The 13,965-nt window shown below is 55.3% G+C and carries 13 protein-coding genes; 3 read left to right on the top strand and 10 right to left on the bottom strand.

What is annotated here, in order from left to right; translation table 11 throughout:
• The first annotated feature begins 128 nt into the window (after positions 1 to 128).
• On the top strand, positions 129 to 941 hold the full coding sequence (gene proC, locus VI01_RS01455) for a pyrroline-5-carboxylate reductase (protein WP_045813748.1): 813 nt from the start codon (positions 129 to 131) through the stop codon (positions 939 to 941).
• 67 nt (positions 942 to 1,008) lie between these two features.
• Here proC and VI01_RS01450 read toward each other — a convergent pair whose 3' ends face one another.
• The 7 genes from VI01_RS01450 to VI01_RS25540 all read right to left on the bottom strand — a co-directional run bounded on the left by VI01_RS01450 (position 1,009) and on the right by VI01_RS25540 (position 7,429).
• Complete coding sequence (locus VI01_RS01450; protein ID WP_045813747.1) at positions 1,009 to 2,544, bottom strand: FAD-dependent oxidoreductase; 1,536 nt, start codon at positions 2,542 to 2,544, stop codon at positions 1,009 to 1,011.
• Positions 2,545 to 2,697: 153 nt separating this feature from the next.
• Positions 2,698 to 3,861 carry an N-acetylglucosamine-6-phosphate deacetylase gene (locus VI01_RS01445; RefSeq protein ID WP_052696958.1) on the bottom strand — a complete coding sequence of 388 codons (1,164 nt, stop codon included), beginning with the start codon at positions 3,859 to 3,861 and terminating at the stop codon, positions 2,698 to 2,700.
• Positions 3,854 to 4,627: a glucosamine-6-phosphate deaminase gene (locus VI01_RS01440; RefSeq protein WP_045813746.1), complete on the bottom strand. Its 774-nt coding sequence runs from the start codon at positions 4,625 to 4,627 to the stop codon at positions 3,854 to 3,856. The genes VI01_RS01445 and VI01_RS01440 overlap by 8 nt, the downstream gene beginning before the upstream one ends.
• Positions 4,628 to 4,629: 2 nt before the next feature.
• On the bottom strand, positions 4,630 to 6,153 hold the full coding sequence (locus VI01_RS01435) for a sodium:solute symporter family protein (RefSeq protein ID WP_045813745.1): 1,524 nt from the start codon (positions 6,151 to 6,153) through the stop codon (positions 4,630 to 4,632).
• Between the two features lie 225 nt (positions 6,154 to 6,378).
• Complete coding sequence (locus VI01_RS01430; protein WP_038650257.1) at positions 6,379 to 6,681, bottom strand: PsiF family protein; 303 nt, start codon at positions 6,679 to 6,681, stop codon at positions 6,379 to 6,381.
• A gap of 136 nt (positions 6,682 to 6,817) precedes the next feature.
• Positions 6,818 to 7,072, bottom strand: coding sequence for an anti-adapter protein IraP (gene iraP / locus VI01_RS01425; protein ID WP_038648694.1), 255 nt, complete (start codon positions 7,070 to 7,072; stop codon positions 6,818 to 6,820).
• A 210-nt stretch (positions 7,073 to 7,282) separates the two neighbouring features.
• Entirely contained in the window at positions 7,283 to 7,429 is a 147-nt protein-coding gene (locus VI01_RS25540; RefSeq protein ID WP_166933682.1) for a hypothetical protein, read from the bottom strand.
• Between the two features lie 253 nt (positions 7,430 to 7,682).
• Here VI01_RS25540 and VI01_RS01420 point away from each other — a divergent pair, with 253 nt between their 5' ends.
• Positions 7,683 to 10,763: a beta-galactosidase gene (locus VI01_RS01420; protein ID WP_045813744.1), complete on the top strand. Its 3,081-nt coding sequence runs from the start codon at positions 7,683 to 7,685 to the stop codon at positions 10,761 to 10,763.
• Here the strand turns inward: VI01_RS01420 and VI01_RS01415 are convergent.
• Entirely contained in the window at positions 10,702 to 12,009 is a 1,308-nt protein-coding gene (locus VI01_RS01415; protein ID WP_045813743.1) for a multidrug efflux MFS transporter, read from the bottom strand. The genes VI01_RS01420 and VI01_RS01415 overlap by 62 nt on opposite strands.
• Positions 12,010 to 12,402: 393 nt before the next feature.
• Here VI01_RS01415 and VI01_RS01410 point away from each other — a divergent pair, with 393 nt between their 5' ends.
• Positions 12,403 to 12,657, top strand: a complete 255-nt coding sequence (locus tag VI01_RS01410; protein ID WP_038648702.1) for a biofilm development regulator YmgB/AriR family protein — start codon at positions 12,403 to 12,405, stop codon at positions 12,655 to 12,657.
• Positions 12,658 to 12,879: 222 nt separating this feature from the next.
• Here the strand turns inward: VI01_RS01410 and VI01_RS01405 are convergent, their stop codons facing one another.
• Both VI01_RS01405 and VI01_RS01400 read right to left on the bottom strand, forming a co-directional pair.
• On the bottom strand, positions 12,880 to 13,197 hold the full coding sequence (locus VI01_RS01405; protein WP_038648704.1) for a hypothetical protein: 318 nt from the start codon (positions 13,195 to 13,197) through the stop codon (positions 12,880 to 12,882).
• Between the two features lie 173 nt (positions 13,198 to 13,370).
• Positions 13,371 to 13,670, bottom strand: a complete 300-nt coding sequence (locus tag VI01_RS01400) for an I78 family peptidase inhibitor (protein ID WP_045813742.1) — start codon at positions 13,668 to 13,670, stop codon at positions 13,371 to 13,373.
• Between the last annotated feature and the right edge of the window lie 295 nt (positions 13,671 to 13,965).

Genomic DNA, 13,965 nt, shown 5'->3' with positions numbered 1-13,965 from the left:
TCCTACAGAATTGCAGGCGATCTTGCCCGCTTGCGGCAGAATGGCAAATATTTTTACGCGGCTTGTTATTCAGCACAGCTGTCGTAAGCTAACTCGCACGAGAAAATGAACACTTAAAGGATAGAGCGATGCTGGAGAAGAAAATCGGGTTTATCGGCTGCGGCAATATGGCGAAAGCCATTATCAGCGGACTGGTCAACAGCGGGCTGATCGCCCCGGCCAACATCTGGGTCTGCGACCGCAAACCGGCCACCAATCAGGCGATGGCAGAGCAATATGGCGTGACGGCGGCAGAGAGCCCGGAAAGTCTGGCACGTGAAGTCGATATCCTGTTTGGTGCCGTGAAACCGAATGTGATTCTCAAGGTGCTGAAAGATCTCGCGGGCCAATTGAAGAAAGATGCGCTGGTGGTGTCGATTGCTGCAGGCGTTACTCTCGATTCGCTGGCCGCCGTGCTCGGGCACGACCGCAAAATCATCCGCGTCATGCCGAATACGCCGTCGCTGGTGAACGAAGGTATGACTTCAATCACGCCTAACGTGCTGGTGGAACCGCACGAAGTCGATGAAGTGGTCGGCATTTTCGAGAGCTTCGGCAAAGCCGCGGTGGTGAATGAATATCTGATTCATGCTGTGGTCGGCGTGAGCGGATCAGCACCCGCTTATGTGTTTATGTTTATTGAAGCGATGGCGGATGCCGCGGTGCTGGGCGGTATGCCGCGTGCGCAGGCTTATCAATTTGCCGCACAGGCGGTCAAAGGCTCGGCGCAGATGGTGCTGGAAACCGGCAAACACCCAGGCGAATTAAAAGATATGGTGTGCTCACCTGGCGGCACCACCATCGAAGCGGTGAAAGTGCTGGAGGAGAAAGGCTTCCGCGCGGCGGTGATCAACGCGATGCAGCAGTGCATGGCCAAGTCCGAAGCATTGAGTAAACAGTAACCTATTTTGGTTTCATCAGGTGCGCATGTCCGCGCACCTGAATCTGCCCAATGTTGTGCAGACCTCTTTAAGCGCCCTGTCCCTGATACGCTTCAAACAACGCCAGCCCTTGCGCCAGCGTCATCGGTTGCTGCATTGTTTCCACCAGCGCCGCCGTCAGCGTGTACATCCCAGCTGAACACACCGCCGCGATGATGCCCTGACGACAGTAAAAGGCGATAAATTTTTTGTCCTGAAGCGATCCCAGCAGACGGTAGTCGTCCCACTCTTCGGCATGGCCCAGATATTCGTAGCGCGTGCCATAATGCGCGGTCCAGAAAAACGGCACGCGATCATACATCACACCTTTGCCCAACATATTGAGTGCCGCGATACGTCCCTGCTGATGAGCCACACGATAGTGCTCAATGCGCTGCGGGCCACGCGGCGTAAGATAACTGGCGATATCGCCCGCGACCCAGATGTTTTCAGCAACGCGTAGCTGCCCATCAGCGAGCAAGCTGTCATCGTCCTGCAGTGGCAAATCGTGGATAAAATTCGTCGCCGGTTTCACGCCGGTAGCAAACAGTACCTGACTTGCTGGCACTGATTTACCCCCTTTCAGGCGCACCGAACGCACCTGCTCATCCCCTTCCAGCGCTTCCGGCTCACCCTCAACAAATTTCACCCCATTGCTGCGATGCAGTTCGTAAAAATGGCGTCCAATCTCTTCACCAAACTGCTTTGCAAACGGCAGCGGATGACGGGCAATGACCGTGACATCCACATCCCGATTGCGCAGTGCACCCGCCATCTCCATACCGATAAAACTATTGCCGATTATCACCAACTGCTGTGTCTCATCCACCTGTTTGAGCAGTTCATCGGTCTGATTCAGCGAACGTAGCAGATGCACACCCTTCAAATCCTTACCGGGGATAGCGAGAGGCTGAGGAGTGCCGCCGCTGGCTATTAATAGCTGATCAAATTTCACTTTCTGACCATCAGAAAGCATCAACGTCTGATCCTGCGCTTTGAGCTGCGCGACCTCGCCCTGAATGCGCTGAAGCGAGCCCAGTACATCCGGCTTGAGGAGTTTGGGCACATCTTCAATCGCCATTTTTCCCGAAGGCACAAATTTGCTCAGCGCGGTGCGATCGTAAGGGGCGGCGGATTCGCGCTCTACCAAAACAATGTGCCCGCTAAAGCCTTCATCGCGTAGCGTCCAGATCGCCGCACTGCCTGCGGCTCCGGAACCTAAAATCACGCACACCGGTGATTCGCCCTGAGCCGCAGGCGCACTGGCAGGCGACATCGCCTGCGGATTGACCAGCACCTTGCCCTGTTCAACACGTACCGGGTAGCGTTTGAGATTAGCCAATGCCAGCGGCTCACACATTTTGCCATCGCGCAGTTGAAATACCGCCTTGTGCCACGGACACACCAGCTTATCGCCGCAAATGGCGCCCTGCTCTAACGGTGCTCCCGCATGCGGGCACTTGGCCTGCAACGCCTGCACCCGTTCGCCATCGCGAACCAGCACCATATCGACATCACCCACGGTGAATTTGGTGGGTTTACGCTGCGCCAGTGATTTGAGTTCCACGACAGATTGATAGCTCACAATTAGCCTCCTGCGTTGTTATTGGATTCACGACATTAAATCCCTACAAACAGTAAGCCTGGCAAAGCAGGAGAATTTCGCTGAAGAAACAAAGCGTAACGGCGAATAAGCTATGATTTATCACGCCGTTAGCGAGGAAAATAAAATTGCGCTTCAGGCTGAAGCGGCTTGCCACACCTTTTTGCCCTGTTTGATGCACGCCACTAACGCCACGCTGTTATCTGGCTGAGGCTTCAGTACCAGCAGATCCGCTGGTGCGCCGATTGCTAACCCATGCTGCTGAGGCAAAGCTAACTGCTGCGCCGGTCGAATCGATGCCATCTCAATCGCCTGCTGCAAAGAGGCTAATTTTTGCCGCAGCAGAAAATTGACGCCATCCAGCAGGCCCCGCGCCGACCCGGCCAGCAATTGTGGCGCATCCGCCATGCTTAGCCGCCCTTCTGCACTCAGTTGTACACGTCCGCCGATTGCCGAATCGTAGATGCCCGGCGGCTGCCCGGCGAAACAGGTCACATCACTGACCAGTAAAGCCTGCTCGCCTTTCGCCCGTAAAAAGACTTTCAACACCTCGGCGGGTAAATGGTCACCATCGGCAATCAGCGTGGCCGCCAGCGCATCTTCTGCGAGCTGCTGCCAGATGTAATTGGGATGGCGCGGCAGTTGCAGATGTGCGCCATTGCCCAGATGGGTAGAGAGCGAGGCGCCTGCCAGCACCGCATCATGAATCTGCGCGGCAGAGGCTGAAGTGTGCCCTATGGCGACCCGCACCTGCTGTGCCACGCAATGCCGAATGAGCTCGCGGCTTTGTGGCCATTCCGGCGAGAGCGTCAGTAAACGAATGCCCTGCTGAGCGGCTCGTTGCCAGCAATCAAACAAGGCGATATCCGGCGCACAGATCGCCTCGCGTGGATGCGCACCACGCGGCCCATCTTCCGGTGACAAAAACGGTCCTTCCAGATGAAAACCCGGCACCGCCAGCGCAACGTCTGAATAGTGCTCACTGGCGCTAGCCAATCGCTGCAGCGCTTGCGTGATCTCATCTGCTTGTGCGGTGATCACCGTTGGCAAAAAACTGGTGACACCTTGCTGCCACAGGGCGCGCGTGGCATGCAGCACATCCTGTTCGCTAAAAGGAAAGTGATTAAAATCTACCCCCTGATAGCCATTCACTTGCAGATCCACCAGACCCGGCGCCAGAATTAGATCGTTGTCGGGCTCTGACAGCGATCGCACCTCTGCCAACGTGCCTTCACGCAGATAGAGTTCTATCGGCTCCAGCGTGCGATAATCGCGACCGCGTAATAGGGTTTCAGTCAAAGACCACCTCCGCGCAGGCATCGGCGTCGATATACAATGTGCAATTGGGATGCTGGCGCAATTGCGTTGCCGGGCAAGCCGTGGAAATCGCATCCTGCAGTGTGGTCTGCACTGCTGCGCGTTTGGTCGCGCCCGGCACCATGCAGAAAAGCCGGGTACCACGCATCAATGCGGGAATCGTCAGGGTCACCGCGTGCGTCGGCACCTGCTCGAGTGTGGTGAAACAGCCGTCGTTGACCTGCTGCTGACGGCAGGCGAGATCCAGTTGCACTGTCTTGACGCTAAGCGGATCGCTGAAATCCGCCACCGGCGGATCGTTAAAGGCCAGATGGCCATTTTCACCAATGCCCAGACAGACCACATCGATCGCCGCCGCCTCCAGTTTGCGCGCGTAGGCGCGACAAATTTCCGCCGGATCGCCACTCGAAGGGATGAGATGCACTTCGCCGGGTTGAACCTGGTCAAACAGTTGCTCACGCAGAAAATGACTGAATCGCTGCGGCGCCCCCTCATCCAGCCCAATGTATTCATCCATATGAAACGCGTGGATGCGCTGCCAGTCGAGATGGGGTGCGGCAACCAGTGCAGCGAGAAACTCACGTTGTGAAGGCGCGGCAGCAAAAACCATCCGCACCACCGCCTGCTGTTGCAGTAATTGTTGCAGATGCGCGATGCAATCCTGTGCCGCTGCGGCGCCTAATGCATCACGATGGGCGAAGCGTTTGACCCATAAGCGGTCGCGCTTTCCCTGTTGTAAAAGCGTCATTCCTATCCCTCCTGAGAAGCGTTGTGACTCTGCGGCCAGCGCGAACTGGCAGTCGTATTCTGATCCTGATTGAGTGCTGTGAGCAGCGCGTCAACTTCCGGACGGACCGACGCACGGCGCAGCCATCCCATCACCACAAACAGCACCAGTGATGACATGACGGGTGCGGCCACCTGAGTGGCGGTGCTGACATCGGTGAAGATAAACTTCACGCAGAAAAAGGTGCCCACACCTACCGCCCAGCTCACCAGCGCGGCGGCACTGCCGCTACGGCGAAATGCGGGCAGTAAGCCTAAAAGCATCGGAATCGAAATGGGCCCCACCAATCCGCCGAACCAGATAATCAGCAGAGACAGCACACCGCCGAAACGGCTGGCATTCATGGCGATAATCAACGTGGTGATGATGAAGAGAAAAGCTGTCAGACGCGCCATTAACAGCGAGCTTTTACCACGCTGAAAACGGCGCGGCAGCATGCCGGGAAGAATGTCACGCGTGACCACTGCCGTGATGGCATTGGCATCTGATGAGGTCATCGATAGCGTGTGAGTGAACATCGCCACCAGCACTAATCCGATTAACCCATTCGGCAGCAATTCCATGGCCATCACAGAGTAAGAACGTGAGGGATCGCTGAGATGAGGAAACAACAGCGGTGCAGCCCACATCGGCCAGAACAGAATCAGCGGCCAGATCAGATAGAGTGCAGCCGAGAGCAACGCGGCTTTACGTGCATCGCGGCCCGCCGGTGCGGCGATAAAGCGCTGTGCCAGATTCCAGGTACCACCGTTGTAGCTCAGGGTGTAAATCACAAAGTAGGCCAGAATAAAGCCGAGTGTGTAAGGCTCCTGAACGATGTCGGTGTGCGTCGCGGGCAAGTGCTGCCAGATGGTAAACAGCTCGCCGAAACCACCAAGATGCATCGCCACAGCCACCACCATGACAATCGCGGCGACAAACTGCACCACAAACTGGCCGAAGTCATTACAGGCATCGGCCCATAAACCGCCCATCACCGTATAGAACAGGCTCAGCGCACCGGAGATGCAAATGCCTATCAACGGATCTAATCCGGTAAAGACGTTGATGATCACGGCGATGGCGGCCCATTTAGCGCCGACGTCGAAGGTTTTCAGCAGCACCCCACTCCACGCCAGCACCATCTGCGTTGGCAGGTTATAGCGCGTAGCGAGGTACTCCATCGGCGATTCGATATTCATATGAATCCGCAGCCGGGCCCAGCGTGGCGCAAAGAGGCGCGATCCGATTAATACCGCAATCGAGATGGGAAACGCCCACCAGAAATAGAGGGTGATGCCCATGTTGTAAGCCACTGCGGCATAGGCCACGAACACGGCCGCACTGTAGCCGGACATATGATGCGAGACGCCGGATAGCCACCAGGGCATTTTTCCACCTGCCGCGAAGAAATCACGCGTGCTGCCTACTTTACGCATCGCCCAGAGCGTAATGGCCACTATCATCAACGCATAAAGCGCCATTACCGCATAATCTAGCACATTCATAAGAGTCTCCACAGGTCAAAGCTGCCCGACGAAGGAACCGGCCTCGAGGGGAAGAATAGGTTATTTTTTAATTAGTCCTTATTTGGGATTAATAAATCCTGCCACCTTTGCCGCACTTAAAATGTGATGACGATCCGGCTATTACTTTTTCTTCTGAACAGAAAGAGAGGTGCAATAAAAAGGGCTCATACCAAGTATGAACCCTTAAATCAGGGGGTCATTCGATTAGGCTTTTTTCAGGCAGGAACTCATAAAAGTCTTACGCGCATCGCCGCTGAGTTTTTTATCAGCCGCGTCGGTATTACAGGTTTTCATCTTCATTTGCTGTGGCGTCATGCTGCCCATCTTGCTGTCTTTTTTTAGACAGTCGCTCATGAAGGATTTACGCGCGTCCCCTTTTAAATCCTGCGAGGAAGCGTGTTGGTTACACATGGTCATTTTATTTTGTTGGGCGGTTTTCTCTGCTGCCCCCGCACTGCCCGCCAACAGCAGGCCTGCTGCTATCATTGCCAAAAGACACGATTTCATTGCCGGAATCTCCATAGAATTATTGCCTTTTAATCATGGCAGGAAATAAGCAATGCAGAAAAAAATATATTCTCTCGTCCAGAGCTTGCTGCGAGCACGCTAACAGCAAAATCGGTTCTTCAGCGTGACGTGACGCTTACACGCGGGGATGATTCAGCAGCTTTTCAACGTAGTTACGCAGCAGAGTGGTATCAGGGGTTTCTGCCGCAGGGGCAAGTGGAGGCATCGCGGTGGCGATACCAGCCGCAATCTCGTTGAATTGTTCAGGTTCCAGCTTACGCAGCATGGCCGTCAGCACAATTTCTAATGCCTCAACCTGGACCACTAATTCTTTGGACTCTTCTTCTTTCTCAGCCAGTTTTAGCAGGAGTTCCGCAATCAGGTTTTTCATGCGACGGGCTCAATAAGAGATGGAAAACAGACGTTAGCATTGAGGGAGCGAAAACAACAGGGGTTTGTGGCAGTTTGCCCAAAATTTAGAATAAGCGCAGCGTTAAAAAAGAAACGGAATTTCAATATGTAACGGCGAAACGTTTCACTTCATAGATAGGGCTTTTTCGAAACGTTTCGCGCGTCGTCATGCATTACCGTCTGGCGCTAATTAATGGGGCCCCATAAAGCCACGACCCGGACCGCCACCGCCGCCAGGACCACCCCAACCGCCTCCGCCACCCGGCGGTGGGAAGATACAACCGCTCAACGCGGTCACCAATGCCACAACGGCAGCGAGTTTAATAATACGGACCATAATTACCTCAGAATGGTGAAATCGGGCTGAGTGTATGAGGCGGCAACGGGCGCGACAATACAGAATTCTCTGCAACCCGGCGCTATTCATCTCTGCTCACCATGCTTAACAAATTACTGGCACTACACCCGCGAAAAAACCACAGAGGCATCATCATATTGACGAAAATTTCAACCATTGCGGGCGGTCGATCACTTTACACGCCGCGCGAAATGACGCAATGTGAGCGCATTACAATCAATGAGATCTTACCATGACCCTGCCCACCCTTTCTCTCAGTGATATCCTGGCGCGTCGCGACTGGGAAAATCCGGTGATCACCAGCCTGAATCGTCTGGATGCTCATCCGCCGTTTTCCAGCTGGCGCGATGAAGTCAGTGCACGTGATGACGCCCCCTCGCCTTCGCGTCAGTTATTAAACGGTCAGTGGACTTTCAGCTATTTCCCTCAACCCGAAGCGGTGCCACAAAGTTGGTTACTGCAGGATCTGCCCGGCGCGCACGCACTTCCCGTACCCGCTAACTGGCAACTGCATGGCTTCGATGCGCCAATCTACACCAACGTGCAATATCCCATCCCCGTCAATCCGCCTTGGGTACCTAAAGAGAATCCCACTGGATGTTACTCGCTCACATTCAATGTTAATGACAGTTGGCTGACGCAAGGACAAACGCGCATTGTGTTTGATGGTGTCAACTCCGCCTTCTTCTTGTGGTGCAACGGGCAGTGGATAGGCTATTCCCAGGACAGCCGCCTGCCGGCCGAGTTTGATCTGAGTCAGTCATTGCAGCGAGGCCAGAACCGACTGGCAGTGATGGTGTTGCGCTGGAGCGATGGCAGCTATTTAGAAGATCAGGATATGTGGCGCATGAGCGGGATTTTCCGCGACGTCACCCTGCTCCATAAGCCATCAACTCAACTGGCTGACGTGCAAATCGAAACGGCGCTGAGCCCGGAATATATCCGTGGCGATCTGCGCGTGAGTGTCAAAATTAACGCTGGTGAACGGCCGCTAAATCAGTGCCGTCTGCGTGTGAGCCTGTGGCAAGACGAAACCTGCATCGGCAGCGAAGAACAAGCGCCGGGCAGTGCGGTCATTGACGAGCGTGGACATTACCCAGAGCGCGCGTTGCTGGTGTTGCCGATAAAAAATCCGCTGCTGTGGAGCGCGGAAACGCCCCACCTTTATCGTGCCGTGGTGACACTGCTGGATGACAACGGTCAGGTGATTGAAGCGGAAGCCTACGATGTGGGCTTCCGGCGCGTCAGCATTGAAAACGGCCAGCTGTGCGTTAACGGTAAAGCGCTGCTGATTCGCGGTGTCAATCGCCATGAACACCATCCGGAAAATGGCCAGGTGGTGGATGAAGCCAGCATGCGGCGCGATATTGAATTGATGAAGCGCCACAACTTCAACGCCGTTCGCTGTGCGCATTATCCCAACCATCCGCTGTGGTATCGCCTGTGCGATGAATATGGCTTATATGTCGTCGATGAGGCCAATATTGAAACCCACGGCATGCAGCCAATGAACCGTTTATCGGCCGATCCACGCTGGTCCGCCGCTTACAGCGAACGTGTGACGCGCATGGTACAGCGCGATCGCAACCACGCCTGCATCATCATCTGGTCACTGGGCAATGAGTCCGGCCACGGCAGTACGCACGATGCACTCTACCAGTGGGTGAAAAGCAGCGACCCAACGCGTCCGGTGCAATACGAAGGCGGAGGTGCCAATACCGCCGCCACCGATCTTGTCTGCCCGATGTATGCGCGCGTCGATCAGGATCAGCCCTTCCCAGCCGTGCCGAAATGGTCGCTGAAAAAATGGATTGGCCTGCCGGGTGAAACGCGTCCGTTAATCTTGTGCGAGTATGCGCATGCCATGGGCAATAGTTTCGGAGGCTTCGCCAAATACTGGCAGGCTTTCCGCCAGTTCCCGCGCCTGCAGGGCGGCTTCGTCTGGGATTGGGTCGATCAAAGCCTGACGCGTTATGACGAGCAAGGCCAGCCATGGCAAGCCTACGGCGGCGATTTTGGTGATACGCCTAACGACCGCCAGTTTTGCATGAACGGCCTGGTGTTTGCCGATCGCACGCCGCATCCTGCTCTGTTTGAAGCACAGCGTGCACAGCAGTTCTTCCAGTTCCAGCGCGATGCCAATAACGCCTGGCGTTTCACCCTCTCCAGCGAGTATCTGTTCCGCAGCAGCGATAATGAAGTGCTGCGCTGGTCGATCGAACAGGAAGGCGTATCACTCGCGCGGGGCGAACTGCCGCTGCATCTTGCCGCACAGGGCAGCCAGGTGATTGATATCCCTGCCGCTGAACATTTACAGGGAAATGCATGGCTGAATCTGGCGGTGCATCAGATCGCGGCCACCGCATGGTCGGAAGCCGATGCCTGCGTGGCCTGGGATCAATGGCCGCTGCCCGCTGCGTTAATGCCACGGGTGATTGATGCCACGCCAACCGCGCCAGAACTGATTGCCAATCACGATCTGGTTGCCGTGCAATTGCCACAACAGCGTTGGCACTTCTCGCGCCGCAGTGGGGAATTGGTGCAGTGGTTTGTTAACGATGAAGAGACGATGCTGACGTCATTGCAGGAGTGCTTCGTACGCGCGCCAATTGATAACGATATCGGCACCAGTGAAGCCGCCAATGTCGATCCCAATGCCTGGGTGGAGCGCTGGAAACACGCGGGCTATAACCAGCTGGAAGCGGTGCTGCTGGATATGCAGGTCGATAGTCTGAAACACAGCGTGCTGATTGAAACCTGCCATCAGTGGCAGGCCAATGGGCAGGTGATCTTTACCAGCCACAAGCGTTATCAGATCGGTGGCAACGGTGAGTTGAGCATCAGTGTCGAGGTGCAACAGGCGCCGGGATTGCCTGCTCCCGCGCGCATCGGGTTACGTTGCCAGTTGAGGAACGCACCGCAGAACGTGTGCTGGCTCGGTCTGGGTCCGCACGAAAACTATCCGGATCGTCAACTGGCGGCGCAGTTTTCGCACTGGCAGCAGCCGCTGGCTGCGCTGAGTACCGCCTATGTGTTCCCGGGTGAGAACGGATTGCGCTGCGGCACGCGCCAGCTTGATACCGGCAGCTGGCAGGCGAGCGGCGATTTTGCTTTCTCGCTCAGCCGCTACAGCCTGGAGCAGTTGCGGGATACTTCGCATCGCCATCTGTTGCGGGAAGAGGAAGGCTGTTGGCTGCACCTTGATGGCTTCCATATGGGCGTGGGCGGTGACGACTCATGGAGCCCCAGCGTCAGCCCGGAGTTTTTGCTTTCTCAGCAGCAGTGGCACTACGCGATGACGCTGCGCCAGTAATATTCTTCGCGGCCTCACCTTGCTGGCTCAGCGGAGGAGTCAGCTCGGTTTTCGGGCGGCGATAGAAGCGGCGCAGAAGCAGGACATTCAACAGCACCACCACAGCGGTCGCGAAGAAGACCCAGCGATAGCCGGTCGCAGCAGACACCGCCGCACCCAATAGCGGGCCGGCCACATTGCCGAGATACATAAAGGATTGGTTGTAGCCAAAGATGCGTCCGGTGACATTATCGCGCGAGTGGCGTACCAGCAGCGTTTGTACTGCGGGCATCATCGCGCCATCGGCAAAGCCCAGCAGGAAACGCAGCACGCCTAACTGGGTGGCGCTGGTAACGAATGACATCGCCATCAGCAACACCAGAGAAAACAGCATGGTGCCCATCAGAATGCGCTGCGTGCCGATGCGATCGCCCAGCTTACCCAAACGAGGGGCGGAGATCAGCGCCGAAACGCCCGGCAGTGCAGCAATCACACCACTGAGGAAGGCCAGATTCTGCGCATCGGGTGCCAGCTCGCGCACGAACAGCGTCAGGATCGGGTTTACCGAGCCGTTACACATCTGGATCACCATGGTGGTGACGAACAGACACATCATCAGACGAGGATTGTCGAGGCTGCGGAACACGTCACGTCCGCTCATTTTGTCCTGCTTGCTCACAGGCGTGTAGCCGGTCTCTTTGATCAGGAACAACGTGACAAGGAAGCTCACCATCAACAGCACCGCTGTGACAATAAACACCATGCGCAGTCCCAGCCAGTCAGCCAGCAGCCCGCCGATCATCGGCCCCAGAATCACGCCGCCAATTTGCCCGGTGGAGACACAGCTCAATGCCCAGCCGCTGCGCTCACGCGGAACCTGAGCGGCCACCAGCGCCATCGCATTAGGAATATAACCGGATGTCAGGCCCATGAGCGCACGCAGCAGCAGCAGCTGCCATGCTTCGGTCACAAAAGCCTGCAGCAGAATCACCGCGCCCATACCAAAGGATGCGCGTAACAGCATCAGCTTGCGCCCTTTACGGTCAGCCAGACTGCCCCACAGCGGCGCCACCGCAGCAGAGACGATGAAGGTGATACTGAAGGTGAGACCCGACCAGACGCTCAGTGCATTGGCGCCATGGATACCGAGTTCCTCAACGTAAAGCGGCAGGAAGGGAATAATCTGGCTGATGGCTAATCCAGTGAAAAAGCAGCCAAACCAGACCGATATCAGATTGACCTTCCAGGACTCGATGGAGCGTAGCATGGGCGTGTACATCAGAAAAAATGAAATGAGGGTTCAGTCTAACAACCTCATAACATCGCTGGACGGCAAAACATGGCATCGGGTAAAAAACGCAGTTTTCCGCTGCCGTGCGTGATTCTGCTCACAGCAAATAGTGTAAGGGGCACGATTTGTAGTGTCTTTATGTGCTGAAACAAACAACTCAGCAAGATAAGCGCATCGCGACAGAGAGCAAACGTGAAAAAATATGTCTATTTATTACTGACAATATTAGACGCCGCATCTATGTTTAAAAAATCACCGGCCATCGCTGGCGAGGCGCTGCCCATTCTGGACAGTTCCCATGCTTAACCCATATTTCCCAATGCTGCCAATAAACGGCGGTGGGCATCGTTGTCTCTGCGGAGGTCAGCCATGAGAACACATCCTAACAGCGCCAGTCGGGCGATTACCGACTACTTCAACAGTCCTGCCTGGCATGCGCCGCACGAGAGCGATCTGCTGGCAGCGATCATGCGCGAATTGATGGATGATGGTCAGCCCGCGACCAGCAAAGCGATCATTGCGCGGGTGATTGCGAAACTGGAATTTGAAGGAGATGAGCAGCAGCTACAAAGCTACCGTAATTTGCTGGCGCAGCTGCTGGAAGACAGACAACAAAAGCCGTAATGTGCCGTCATTCAGCCGCCTGCCAAATCACCTTGTGTGCAGGCGGATCCTCCTAAGACATCAGCGTTCAGTGACTTCCAGACGCACCGTTTGCGGTGGATCTTAAAGACATCTGCAGCGCTCAACGGCTTCCAGACCTGCCGCTTGCAGGCGGGCTCTAAAAACATCTGCAGCGTTCAGCGGCTTGCAGGCGCGCCGTTTGCAGGCGCGCCTCATCGCGTTTTACTTCACGACACGCAGATGATCGGCTTCGCTGACCACAGCCTTACCGCTCGCACGTTGATACATACACAGCTCATGCCCGAGCTGGTTTTTCATGTGCTTCTGTGGATAACGCCCTTCCAGCAGTACCGCATCGTAACCGACGCTATCGTCATACTGAATCGGTTTCCCCACCACCTTCACTCCTTTCAGGCCGCTGGCTTTCAGACAAGCTTGCTGCCGGCTTTGCGTGTTTTGCTGCCAGGCGGCTTCGCTCGAGGCGTGCGCCAGTGGGCTTAATAACAGGGTGATTAGCAGGATTTTACCGGTGTGTCTCATCGTCGCTCCTCAATTAATCCAGTACGGATTAATAGATAAAAAAATTCCCGCCGAGGCGGGAAGAAACAAGACGAGCATTGCATATTCGAGAGTGACGAGGAAATCTCCGTAATGCGCAGCTATTCTCGCCCGGCGCCATGACAGCCCGATGACAATGCGATGTCCGTTTGAATTTACCCGCAATAAACCCGCGAAATTTTACCGCTTTGGTCGGCGGTAAAGTTCAGGCGGCGCAGATTGAAGTCCATGGTGACGGCACCGTTCCACGGAATGGCGCGCACTGGCATCGCAAAGCGTTGGGTATCAAGGCTACTCAGTGGCTGGCCGATATAATTCTGATATTGCGATGCGCCACACTGATCGGTTTCGGGATCGTGGCTGACGGCAGCGGTGCTGTCCGGTTTGCTGGCGGACTGACAGGCGGTTAAGGCAAAAAAGGCCGTAGCCAGTAACGCTTTTCCATAATGGGTCACAAGTTTCTCCTCCTGGATAGTAAACGAACCGTTCCCGAGAGTAACAAAGCAAGCCCTTATTGTGAAAACAATGACAGAGGATGAGTCGAATAATTGTGCTCTAACGCGCGATCTTCCTCTCAATTTCCAGGATTAATCGCACGCCCAGTCTAAAAATTACGCACTCAGTCACTATAATTAACTAAGAATTATCTGAGGAGACGATGATGGAACTTGCCATTTTTATCGGCTTTGCCATCCTGATGACCGTGGTTGCGGTGCGGGTGCGTTAAGCCCTGATGAGATGGGCGGCTAA

The organism is Pantoea sp. SM3, from assembly GCF_000963995.1.
GTDB classification, from domain to species: domain Bacteria; phylum Pseudomonadota; class Gammaproteobacteria; order Enterobacterales; family Enterobacteriaceae; genus Pantoea; species Pantoea rwandensis_B.
This window is presented reverse-complemented; position numbering and strand designations above follow the sequence as displayed.

What these genes read in the sequence shown, in the direction of transcription:
- iraP (WP_038648694.1), bottom strand. Translation starts at nt 7,072, where the DNA reads ATGAAAAACCTGATTGCGGAACTCCTGCTAAAACTGGCTGAGAAAGAA.
- VI01_RS01410 (WP_038648702.1), top strand. Translation starts at nt 12,403, where the DNA reads ATGAGAACACATCCTAACAGCGCCAGTCGGGCGATTACCGACTACTTC.
- VI01_RS01435 (WP_045813745.1), bottom strand. Translation starts at nt 6,153, where the DNA reads ATGAATGTGCTAGATTATGCGGTAATGGCGCTTTATGCGTTGATGATA.
- VI01_RS01415 (WP_045813743.1), bottom strand. Translation starts at nt 12,009, where the DNA reads ATGCTACGCTCCATCGAGTCCTGGAAGGTCAATCTGATATCGGTCTGG.
- VI01_RS01430 (WP_038650257.1), bottom strand. Translation starts at nt 6,681, where the DNA reads ATGAAATCGTGTCTTTTGGCAATGATAGCAGCAGGCCTGCTGTTGGCG.
- proC (WP_045813748.1), top strand. Translation starts at nt 129, where the DNA reads ATGCTGGAGAAGAAAATCGGGTTTATCGGCTGCGGCAATATGGCGAAA.
- VI01_RS01420 (WP_045813744.1), top strand. Translation starts at nt 7,683, where the DNA reads ATGACCCTGCCCACCCTTTCTCTCAGTGATATCCTGGCGCGTCGCGAC.
- VI01_RS25540 (WP_166933682.1), bottom strand. Translation starts at nt 7,429, where the DNA reads ATGGTCCGTATTATTAAACTCGCTGCCGTTGTGGCATTGGTGACCGCG.
- VI01_RS01440 (WP_045813746.1), bottom strand. Translation starts at nt 4,627, where the DNA reads ATGACGCTTTTACAACAGGGAAAGCGCGACCGCTTATGGGTCAAACGC.
- VI01_RS01405 (WP_038648704.1), bottom strand. Translation starts at nt 13,197, where the DNA reads ATGAGACACACCGGTAAAATCCTGCTAATCACCCTGTTATTAAGCCCA.